Origin of the sequence: Burkholderia sp. IT-111MI5 (assembly GCF_949752865.1) — a bacterium.
Lineage (GTDB): Bacteria > Pseudomonadota > Gammaproteobacteria > Burkholderiales > Burkholderiaceae > Burkholderia > Burkholderia pyrrocinia_C.
On the sequence record NZ_CATKIF010000010.1, the window covers coordinates 107,882 to 118,566 of the forward strand.

5 protein-coding genes are annotated in these 10,685 nt (G+C 68.5%); 4 read left to right on the top strand and 1 reads right to left on the bottom strand.

Going from position 1 to position 10,685, the window contains the following annotated elements:
• Positions 1 to 259: 259 nt before the first annotated feature.
• Complete coding sequence (locus ACM6JT_RS08225; protein WP_034183840.1) at positions 260 to 1,060, bottom strand: transporter substrate-binding domain-containing protein; 801 nt, start codon at positions 1,058 to 1,060, stop codon at positions 260 to 262.
• Positions 1,061 to 1,209: 149 nt separating this feature from the next.
• Here ACM6JT_RS08225 and hemE point away from each other — a divergent pair, with 149 nt between their 5' ends.
• From hemE to ACM6JT_RS08245, 4 genes are all read left to right on the top strand, one after another.
• Positions 1,210 to 2,304, top strand: a complete 1,095-nt coding sequence (gene hemE, locus ACM6JT_RS08230) for a uroporphyrinogen decarboxylase (RefSeq protein WP_231944009.1) — start codon at positions 1,210 to 1,212, stop codon at positions 2,302 to 2,304.
• 448 nt (positions 2,305 to 2,752) lie between these two features.
• Positions 2,753 to 5,014, top strand: coding sequence for a primosomal protein N' (locus ACM6JT_RS08235; protein ID WP_217590109.1), 2,262 nt, complete (start codon positions 2,753 to 2,755; stop codon positions 5,012 to 5,014).
• Positions 5,015 to 5,390: 376 nt separating this feature from the next.
• Positions 5,391 to 9,323, top strand: coding sequence for a trifunctional transcriptional regulator/proline dehydrogenase/L-glutamate gamma-semialdehyde dehydrogenase (putA, locus tag ACM6JT_RS08240; RefSeq protein ID WP_217590110.1), 3,933 nt, complete (start codon positions 5,391 to 5,393; stop codon positions 9,321 to 9,323).
• A gap of 83 nt (positions 9,324 to 9,406) precedes the next feature.
• The gene (locus ACM6JT_RS08245; protein ID WP_175748275.1) at positions 9,407 to 10,546 is read left to right on the top strand and encodes a branched-chain amino acid ABC transporter substrate-binding protein; all 1,140 of its coding nucleotides are present in this window, start codon (positions 9,407 to 9,409) and stop codon (positions 10,544 to 10,546) included.
• Positions 10,547 to 10,685 lie beyond the last annotated feature (139 nt).

Below are 10,685 nucleotides of genomic sequence, written 5' to 3' on the forward strand. Positions count from 1 at the left end.
GCCGATTTACACGTGAGAAAACGCACCGCGCGGCAGATACCGCGCATGACGATTCATTCGTCAGAAAGATTTTGAAACGTGATCGGGATGTGTGGAAGTCGGCCGTTTGGCCGATTCGGGTGATTTCGCGCGGCCGCGGAGCGCCGGGGCAAGGTGGCGATGTGTAACTGCGGCAGGCCGGCCGCCGCCGCGCAGCGATTTCAGCGGGCAGCGGCCACGGGGTCGGTGCCCGTCATCGGCCGCCGCAAAACATGCGCGCTTACTTCAGCCACTTGTCCGAAATCGCCTGGTATTCGCCGGTCGACAGTGCGAGATGCAACCACTGGTCGACGTACTGCTGGAACGCGACATCGCCGCGCGGCACCATGTACGCCTTCTCGCCGAACTGGAACGGCTTGTCCGGATGAACCGAGCACAGCCCCGGATTCAGTTTTTGCTGCAGCTGCGTCTCGGACGCATCCGTCACCATCACGTCCGCCTTGCCCGCGAGGATCTGCTTGAAGATCGTCACGTTGTCCGGATAGACGGTCAGGTTCGCGTGCGTGAAGTACTGCTTCGCGAAACGTTCGTTGGTGCCGCCCGGGTTCACGATCACGCGTGTTTCGGGCCGGTCGATCTGCGCGACGGTCTGGTATTTGTCGGCGTCCGCGCAGCGCACGATCGGCGTCTTGCCGTCGACGACGTACGGCTGCGTGAAGAACACGCGCTTCTGGCGCTCGAGCGTCGTCGATATGCCGCCCACCGCGACGTCGCATTTCGCGACGAAATCGCCGGTCAGGTTCGACCAGCTCGTCTTCACGTAGTCGGCCTTCACGCCGAGCGACTTCGCGAGCGATTCGGCCATGTCGATGTCGATGCCCTCGAAGCGGCCGTCCGCGCGGTAGTACGAATACGGTTTGTAGTCGCCCGTCGTGCAGACGCGCAGCGTGCCGCGCGCGAGCACGTCGTCGAGCCGCGAGCCGGCGCCCGGGGCGGCAGGGGCGCTGCCCGCGCCGGTCTGCGCGTGCGCGGCGGCGCAGCAAAGCAATGCGGCCGCGGCGAGCGTGGCGAATGTCTTCATCGGTCTCCTCCTTCGTTCGGTTCGATATGAGCGTCCGATCATAACGGAGCCATCGCGCGCGTCATATGGCCGCCATCGCATCGGCATGCGCAGCCTGACGCCGGCTGTCCGGTAAAATGCCGCTTTGCCTTCGCATCGTCGCTCCTACCGTGGCCCATAACCTGCTCAACGACACCTTCCTGCGTGCGCTTCTGCGCGAGCCGACCGACTACACGCCGATCTGGCTGATGCGCCAGGCCGGCCGCTACCTGCCCGAATACAACGCGACGCGCGCGCGCGCCGGCAGCTTCCTCGGCCTCGCGAAGAATCCCGACTACGCGACCGAGGTGACGCTGCAGCCGCTCGAGCGTTTCCCGCTCGACGCCGCGATCCTGTTCTCGGACATCCTGACGATTCCGGACGCGATGGGGCTCGGCCTCGACTTCCAGGTCGGCGAAGGGCCGAAGTTTGCGCATCCGGTGCGCACCGAGGCCGACGTCGCGAAGCTCGCGGTGCCGGACATCGAAGCCACGCTCGGCTACGTGACCGGCGCCGTGCGCGAGATCCGCCGCGCGCTGACCGACGGCCAGGGTCGCCAGCGCGTGCCGCTGATCGGCTTCTCGGGCAGCCCCTGGACGCTCGCGTGCTACATGGTCGAAGGCGGCGGCTCGGACGATTTCCGCACGGTGAAGTCGATGGCGTATTCGCGCCCCGACCTGATGCACCGGATCCTCGACGTGAACGCGCAGGCGGTGGCCGCGTACCTGAACGCGCAGATCGAAGCGGGCGCGCAGGCCGTGATGATTTTCGACACGTGGGGCGGCGCACTGGCGGACGGCGCATACCAGCGCTTTTCGCTCGACTACATCCGTCGCGTGGTCGCGCAGCTCAAGCGCGAGCACGACGGCGAGCGTGTGCCGGTGATCACGTTCACGAAGGGCGGCGGGCTGTGGCTCGAGGAGATCGCGGCGACCGGTGTCGACGCGGTCGGGCTCGACTGGACGGTCAACCTCGGTGCCGCGCGCGAGCGCGTCGCGGGGCGCGTCGCGCTGCAGGGCAACCTCGACCCGACGATCCTGTTTGCGCCGCCGGCCGCGGTGCGCGAACAGGCGCGCGCGGTGCTCGACAGCTACGGCAACCACCCGGGCCACGTATTCAACCTCGGGCACGGCATCTCGCAATTCACGTCGCCCGATCACGTCGCCGAACTCGTCGACGAGGTACATAACCACAGCCGCGCGATCCGTAGCGGAGCCGCCGGCTGAACGCAAGCGCTGTCATGCTGCACTGCGGGGTGACAGCGTTTCGCTGCCGGCGCTAAACAGGGCGCAACCCCGTACCGGTTGCCGATTCGTTGCTTGTCAAGACTTGACTTATACACATTTTCCACGTTGCAGCGCGGTAGAGCCCTGTGTCGGTCAAATTGTCTCGCTATGGTTTGGTAATTTGAATAGCAGCCTTATGGAATAAGGCTCCGCGGGGCACCGCCGCAAACGGCGGAAAACCGCGGAAAACACGGCCCGGCGCGCGTTGCGGCCATTGAGCGGCGAGTTCTCAACAAAGTTATCCACAGGCTGGGCAGGGTATACGGCGATTCCTAATGCGAATCCAAAACTTAGCGCCGAATCTGAAGTTTTACTTTAAGTTCGCTGCCGCGATGCGGGTGCGAGTGCAAGCCGTCCATGCGGCACGTACCGCCGCCGGGGCGCCGTGATGAACGGCACCTACCTGCGCGTCGCGCTCGACCATCCGCTCGCGACCCTGTTCGACTACCGCTGCGATGCGCAACCGGCACCCGTGCCCGGCACGCTCGTGCAGGTGCCGTTCGGCAAGCGGCAGGCCGTCGGGCTCGTCTGCGAAGTGACGACTCACACCGACGTGCCGCCGTCCCGGCTGCGCGCGATCGATGCGATCTGCACCGACTTGCCGCCGCTGTCGGCGGACTGGCTCGCGCTCGTGTCGTTCGCGGCCGACTACTATCAGCGCGGGCGCGGCGAGGTCGCGCTGCCGGCGCTGCCGCAGGCGCTGCGCGACGCCGGACGCTGGGGGCGGCTGCTGGCGCCCGAGGTGCGCTACCGGCCGACGGAAGCCGGTCGTGCGGCACTGCCCGATGCGTTGCCCGCACGCGGGGCCGCGCTGCGACGGCTCGCGCAGGCGCTCGTCGACACCGGCTCGCTGGGGCTGCCCGACGCGCGCGTGCTGCATCCGAAGGCGGCCGCGACGCTCGACGACTGGGCGGCGCGCGGCTGGGTCGACGTCGAGGAGATCGGCTGGAACGACGCGCCTGTGCCCAAAGCTGTGGATAACCTGTCGACAACCGGTGGACGAGCCGTGCCGCCGGCGCTCACCGACCAGCAGGCCGAGGCGCTCGACGCGATCCGCGCTGCGCAGGGTTTCGCGCCGTTCCTGCTGCACGGCGTGACGGGCAGCGGCAAGACCGAGGTCTATCTGCATGCGCTCGCGTCGCTGCTCGACGCGCGGCCGGACGCGCAGGCGCTCGTGCTCGTCCCTGAAATCAACCTGACGCCGCAGTTCGAGGCCGCGTTTCGCGCGCGCTTCGCGGGTGCGCTCGCCGACGACGCGATCGTCACGCTGCACAGCGGGCTCGCCGAGGGCGAGCGCGCGCGCAACTGGCTTGCCGCGCACACGGGCCGCGCGCGGATCGTGCTCGGCACGCGCCTCGCGGTGCTCGCATCGATGCCGACGCTCGCGTTGATCGTCGTCGACGAGGAGCACGAGCCCGCGTACAAGCAGCAGGAAGGGCTGCGCTACTCGGCGCGCGATCTCGCCGTGTGGCGCGCGAAGCAGCTCGGCATCACGGTCGTGCTCGGCTCGGCGACGCCGTCGCTCGAAACCTGGTGGCAGGCCGAGCAGGGCCGCTACACGCGGCTCACGCTGTCGCGCCGCGCGGTGGCCGACGCGACGCTGCCGACCGTGCGGCTGATCGATCTCGAGGAGGAGCGGCGGCGCGGGCGCGCGTCGATGGGCGGGCTGTCGGGGCCGCTCGTCGCGGCGCTGAAGGCGCGGCTCGAGCGCGGCGAGCAAAGCCTCGTGTTCCTGAACCGGCGCGGCTACGCGCCGCAACTCGCGTGCGACGCATGCGGCTGGGTCGCGGGCTGCCCGCGCTGCAGCGCGTACGTCGTGCTGCACAAGCCCGAGCATGCGCTGCGCTGCCATCATTGCGGCTGGGAGGCGCGCATTCCGCGGTCGTGCCCCGAGTGCGGCAACGTCGACATCGCGCCGCTCGGGCGCGGCACGCAGCGCATCGAGGAGGCGCTCGCCGAGGCCGTGCCGGGCGCGCGCGTGCTGCGGATCGACGCGGACAGCACGCGCCGCAAGGGCAGCGCGCAGGCGCTCTTTTCCGACGTGCACGCGGGCGAGGTCGACATCCTCGTCGGCACGCAGATGATCGCGAAGGGGCACGACTTCCAGCGCGTGTCGCTCGTCGGCGTGCTCAACGCCGACACCGCGCTGTTCTCGCACGACTTCCGTGCGAGCGAACGGCTGTTCGCGCAGCTGATGCAGGTGAGCGGCCGCGCGGGCCGCGCCGGGCTGCCGGGCGAGGTGATGGTGCAGACGCGCTACCCGCGTCACGCGCTGTACCACGCGCTCGGGCGGCAGGATTACGTCGGCTTCGCGAATTCGACGCTCGGCGAGCGCCGCGACGCGCACCTGCCGCCGTTCGTCTACCAGGCGCTGTTGCGCGCCGAAGGGCGCACGCTCGACGCGGCGCTCGCGTTCCTGCTGCAGGCCGCGGCCGCGTTGCCGGGGCTGCCGGGCGCCGATCGCGTGACCGTGTACGACGCGGTGCCGATGACGATCGTCAAGGTCGCGAACGTCCACCGCGCGCAGTTGCTGCTCGAAAGTGCGTCGCGGGCGGCGCTGCAGCATGCGCTGCGCGCATGGCAGCCGGAGCTGCGTGCGCTGAAGGGCGTGCTGCGGTGGAGCGTCGAAGTCGATCCGCTGGATATCTGAGCGGCGCCCGCGCAGCCGTCGCGCGGTGCGCCGCCGCGTTGAAGCCCGGGCCGCCGGGCCCCTCCGAACCGTCTCTCGTCGCGCGCTCATACCAGGCGGCACACTCGCCGCCACACCCAGTGCAACCCGTTTTCGTCCGCCGCCGTGCGCGCCGGAGGTTGCACACGCATGTCGAATCGGCTCGATCAGGGAAAACACCGATCCCCGGACCGCGGGCAACTCCTAGGTTGCAACCTTCTAAGTGGCTGATTATATTGACTAACTCAAGGGTGCAACCCATCTCTCAATTTGGTTGCACCTTTTTATTGCGTGCCGTAGGATTTCGCGCATCCTCTCACACCACATTGCCGGGCTCGCACCGGCGCACGAACCCACCATGGCAAGCACGACTCTCGGCGTCAAAGTCGACGACATTCTCCGCTCGCGCCTCAAGGACGCCGCCGCGCGTCTGGAGCGCACTCCCCACTGGCTGATCAAGCAGGCGATCTTCGCGTATCTCGAGCGGATCGAGCACGGCCAGCTGCCGCCCGAGCTGTCGGGCCACAGCGGTGTCACGGAGCTCGCCGACGGTCAGGCTGCGGACGGCGACGACGACAACTCGCCGCATCCGTTCCTCGAGTTCGCGCAGAACGTGCAGCCGCAGTCGGTGCTGCGCGCGGCGATCACGGCCGCGTACCGCCGCCCCGAGCCGGAATGCGTGCCGTTCCTGCTCGGCCAGGCGCGCCTGCCCGCGAACCTGCAGGCGGACGCGCAGGCGCTGGCGACGAAGCTCGTCGAGGCGCTGCGCGAGAAGAGTTCGGGCGGCGGCGTCGAAGGGCTGATCCACGAATTCTCGCTGTCGAGCCAGGAGGGCGTCGCGCTGATGTGCCTCGCCGAAGCGCTGCTGCGCATTCCCGATCGCGCGACGCGCGATGCGCTGATCCGCGACAAGATCAGCAAGGGCGACTGGCGCTCGCACGTCGGCCATGCGCCGTCGCTGTTCGTCAACGCGGCGACCTGGGGGCTGATGATCACCGGCAAGCTCGTGACGACCAACAGCGAAGCGGGCCTGTCGTCGGCGCTCACGCGCCTGATCGGCCGCGGCGGCGAGCCGCTGATCCGCAAGGGCGTCGACATGGCGATGCGCCTGATGGGCGAGCAGTTCGTCACCGGCGAAACGATCTCCGAAGCGCTGGCCAACAGCCGCAAGTACGAAGCGCGCGGCTTCCGCTACTCGTACGACATGCTCGGCGAAGCGGCGACGACCGAAGAGGACGCGCAGCGCTACTACGCATCGTACGAGCAGGCGATCCACGCAATCGGCAAGGCGGCCGGCGGCCGCGGCATCTACGAAGGCCCGGGCATCTCGATCAAGCTGTCGGCGCTGCACGCGCGCTACTCGCGCTCGCAGCAGGACCGCACGATGAGCGAGCTGCTGCCGCGCGTGCGCGCGCTCGCGCTGCTCGCGCGCCGCTACGACATCGGCCTGAACATCGACGCGGAAGAAGCCGACCGCCTCGAACTGTCGCTCGACCTGCTCGAGGCGCTGTGCTTCGATCCGGATCTCGCGGGCTGGAACGGCATCGGCTTCGTCGTGCAGGGCTACCAGAAGCGCTGCCCGTTCGTGATCGACTACCTGATCGATCTCGCGCGTCGCAGCCGTCACCGCCTGATGATCCGCCTCGTGAAGGGCGCGTACTGGGATAGCGAGATCAAGCGTGCGCAGGTCGACGGCCTCGAAGGCTATCCGGTCTATACGCGCAAGATCTACACCGACGTGTCGTACCTCGCGTGCGCGAAGAAGCTGCTCGCGGCGCCCGACGCCGTCTACCCGCAGTTCGCGACGCACAACGCATACACGCTGGCCGCGATCTATCAGCTCGCGGGCCAGAACTACTACCCGGGCCAGTACGAATTCCAGTGCCTGCACGGGATGGGCGAACCGCTGTACGAGGAAGTCACGGGCCGCGACAAGCTGAACCGCCCGTGCCGCGTGTACGCGCCGGTCGGCACGCACGAGACGCTGCTCGCGTACCTGGTGCGCCGCCTGCTCGAGAACGGCGCGAACACGTCGTTCGTGAACCGCATCGCGGATAAAACCGTGTCGGTGAAGGAGCTGGTCGCCGATCCGGTCGATGAAGCGATGAAGGTCGTGCCGCTCGGCGCGCCGCACGCGAAGATTCCGCTGCCGCGCAACCTGTACGGCGACGAGCGTCCCAACTCGATGGGCCTGGACCTGTCGAACGAACACCGTCTCGCGTCGCTGTCGTCCGCGCTGCTCGCGAGCGCGCATTTCCCGTGGCGCGCGGCGCCGATGCTCGCCGACGACGCGCTCGCCGACGCGCCGGCCCGCGACGTGCGCAACCCGGCCGACCAGCGCGACACGGTCGGCACGGTCAGCGAAGCGACGGCCGAACACGTGAGCGCGGCGCTCGCGCACGCGGTGGCCGCCGCGCCGATCTGGCAGGCGACGCCGGTCGACGCGCGTGCCGATTGCCTGGTGCGTGCAGCCGACCTGCTCGAAGCGCAGATGCATACGCTGATGGGCCTGATCGTGCGCGAAGCCGGCAAGTCGCTGCCGAACGCGATCGCCGAGATCCGCGAAGCGGTCGACTTCCTGCGCTACTACGCCGCGCAGATCCGCGACGAATTCTCGAACGACACGCACCGCCCGCTCGGCCCCGTGGTCTGCATCAGCCCGTGGAACTTCCCGCTCGCGATCTTCATGGGCCAGGTGGCGGCGGCGCTCGCAGCCGGCAACACGGTGCTCGCGAAGCCGGCCGAACAGACGCCGCTGATCGCCGCGCAAGCCGTGCGCCTGCTGCGCGAGGCCGGCGTGCCGGCCGGCGCGGTGCAACTGCTGCCGGGCGACGGCGAGACCGTCGGCGCGGCGCTGGTCGCCGATCCGCGCACGCGTGCGGTGATGTTCACGGGTTCGACCGAAGTCGCGCGCCTGATCAACAAGACGCTCGCCGCGCGCCTCGATCCGGACGGCAAGCCGATTCCGCTGATCGCGGAAACGGGCGGCCAGAACGCGATGATCGTCGATTCGTCGGCACTCGCGGAGCAGGTCGTCGCGGACGTGATGCAGTCGTCGTTCGACTCGGCCGGTCAACGGTGTTCGGCGCTGCGCGTTCTGTGTCTGCAGGACGATGTCGCGGACCGCACGCTGACGATGCTCAAGGGCGCGATGCACGAGCTCGCGCTCGGCAACCCCGACCGGCTGTCGACGGACGTCGGCCCGGTGATCGACGGCGAAGCGAAGCAGACGATCGACACGCACGTCGCGGCGATGAAGGACAAGGGCCACGCGGTCACGCAGTTGCCGGCGCCCGATGCGTGCGCGCACGGCACGTTCGTGCCGCCGACGCTGATCGAGATCGGCAGCATCGACGAGCTCAAGCGTGAAGTGTTCGGCCCCGTGCTGCACGTCGTGCGCTACCGCCGCAACCAGCTCGACAAGCTGCTCGAGCAGATCCGCGCGACGGGTTACGGCCTGACGCTCGGCATCCACACGCGGATCGACGAGACGATCGCGCACGTGATCTCGAACGCGCACGTCGGCAACATCTACGTGAACCGCAACGTGATCGGCGCGGTGGTCGGCGTGCAGCCGTTCGGCGGCGAAGGGCTGTCGGGCACGGGCCCGAAGGCCGGCGGCGCGCTGTACCTGCAGCGCCTGCTCGCGACGCGTCCGTCGGGCCTGCCGCGCTCGCTCGCGCAGACGCTGATTGCGGACGGCGCGGTCGAAGGCGATGCGCGCGGCAACCCGGCGGCGGCGCTCACGACGCTGCGCGACTGGCTGATCGAGCAGCGCGAACCGGCGCTGGCCGCGCGTTGCGACGGTTATCTCGCGCAGGTGCCGGCCGGCGCGACCGCGGTGCTGACCGGCCCGACGGGCGAACGAAACACGTATACACTCGGCCCGCGCGGCACGGTGCTGTGTGTCGCGGCGACGCCGGGCGGCGCGCGCGCGCAGTTCGCGGCGGTGCTCGCGACCGGCAACCGCGCGTTGTTCGCCGGCGCGGCCGGCGAGGCGCTCGTCGCCGCGCTGCCGGCGTCGCTGAAGCCGCACGCGGCCGTGCGCAAGCAGGCCGACGCGGCGTTCGACGCGGTGCTGTTCGAAGGCGACAGCGACGAACTGCAGACGCTCGTGAAGGACGTCGCGCAGCGGCCGGGCCCGATCGTGTCGGTGCAGGGCGTGTCGGTGGGCGCGTTCGAGAACGGCGACGCGGAAGACTACGCGCTGGAGCGGCTGCTGACCGAGCGCTCGGTCAGCGTGAATACGGCCGCGGCGGGCGGCAATGCGAATTTGATGACGATCGGCTGATCATCCTTGCCGTTCGGATCAAACAAAGAAGCGGCAAGGCGATCCCGAAGCCGCTTCACTTACCCTGGTACCAAGGAGATGCTATGCAACACACGATGAAAAAGGTGGCAGGCGCGACGTTCGTCGCGGTCATGTCGCTGGCGGGGACGGCCCATGCGGATGACGTGAAGATCGGTTACGCAGGGCCGATGACGGGCGCGCAGGCGCACTACGGCAAGGATATGCAGAACGGGATCGTGCTCGCGCTGGAAGACTTCAACGCGACGAACCCGAAGATCGGCGGCAAGCCGGTGAAGTTCGTGCTCAGCACGCAGGACGACCAGGCTGACCCGCGCACGGGCACGACGGTCGCGCAGAAGCTCGTCGACGACGGCATCAAGGGCATGCTCGGCCACTTCAACTCGGGCACGACGATCCCGGCTTCGCGCATCTACGCGAACGCGGGCATTCCGGAAATCGCGATGGCGACGGCGCCGGAATACACGCAGCAAGGCTACAAGACGACCTTCCGCATGATGACGTCCGACACGCAGCAGGGCTCGGTGGCCGGCACGTTCGCGTCGAAGGATCTCGGCATGAAGAAGATCGCGATCGTCGACGACCGCACGGCCTACGGCCAGGGTCTCGCCGACCAGTTCGAGAAGGCCGCGAAGGCCGGCGGCGCGACGATCGTCGACCGCGAATTCACGAACGACAAGGCAGTCGACTTCAAGGCGATCCTGACCAAGCTGAAGGCGGCGAAGCCGGACCTCGTCTACTACGGCGGCGCGGATTCGCAGGCAGCGCCGATGGTCAAGCAGATGAAGGCGCTCGGCATCGCGGCACCGCTGATGAGCGGCGAAATGGTGAAGACGCCGACGTTCCTGAAGATCGCGGGCAACGCATCGGAAGGCACGATCGCTTCGCTGGCGGGCCTCCCGCTCGAAGAGATGCCTGGTGGCAAGGCCTACGCCGACAAGTACAAGAAGCGCTTCGGCGAAGACGTGCAGACCTACTCGCCGTACGCATACGACGGCGCGATGGCGATGCTCAACGCGATGAAGAAGGCCGATTCGACCGATCCGGCGAAGTACCTGCCGGTGCTCGCGAAGAGCGACATGGCGGGTGTCACGTCGACGCACGTCGCGTATGACGCGAAGGGCGACCTGAAGAACGGCGGCATCACGATGTACAAGGTCGAGAAGGGCGAGTGGAAGCCGCTGAAGAGCATCGGCGGCAAGTAAGCTGCCTGTGAATCGCGGGCGGCGGCGCAGGTCGCTGCCCGGCCGATCATGCGAAAAAGCCACCGGGCCGTCGGGCCTGGTGGCTTTTTTTATCGGCGTGAGCGGACGCTACTCCTTGCGCACGCGCAGCAGGAATTTC